Origin of the sequence: Actinomadura rugatobispora (assembly GCF_042656285.1) — a bacterium.
GTDB classification, from domain to species: domain Bacteria; phylum Actinomycetota; class Actinomycetes; order Streptosporangiales; family Streptosporangiaceae; genus Spirillospora; species Spirillospora rugatobispora.
In genome coordinates, this window is the sequence record NZ_JBHSON010000317.1 from 1 (window position 1) to 547 (window position 547).

1 pseudogene is annotated in these 547 nt (G+C 65.4%); it reads right to left on the reverse strand.

Going from position 1 to position 547, the window contains the following annotated elements:
* A pseudogene (locus ACFPZN_RS56590) lies at positions 1 to 547 on the reverse strand (DNA-directed RNA polymerase subunit beta); the annotation flags it as partial.

A 547-nucleotide genomic window follows, 5' to 3' on the forward strand; every position in this document is an offset into this window, starting at 1 on the left:
GGTCGGCGGCTCGCCCGGACGCAGCTTGCGGTAGATGTCCAGCAGCGCGTCGTCCTGCCCGGAGGTGTGGTCCTTCTCCAGGGTCACATTGATCGACTCATAGCCGCCGAACCGCTCGCGGATCCGCTCCTCGGTCCAGCCCAGCGCCTTCAGCAGCACCGTCACCGGCTGCTTGCGCTTGCGGTCGACGCGCACGCCGACGTTGTCACGCTTGTCGACCTCGAACTCGAGCCAGGCGCCGCGGCTCGGGATGACCCGGCAGCCGTAGATGTCCTTGTCCGACGCCTTGTCGAGGGCGCGGTCGAAGTACACGCCCGGGGAACGGACCAGCTGGGAGACCACGACCCGCTCGGTGCCGTTGATGATGAAGGTGCCCTTGGGCGTCATGAGCGGGAAGTCGCCCATGAACACCGTCTGGCTCTTAATCTCACCGGTGGTGTTGTTGATGAACTCCGCCGTGACGAACATCGGGGCGGAGAAGGTCATGTCCTTGTCCTTGCACTCCTCCACGGAGTACTTGGGCGGCTCGAACCGGTGGTCCCGGAAC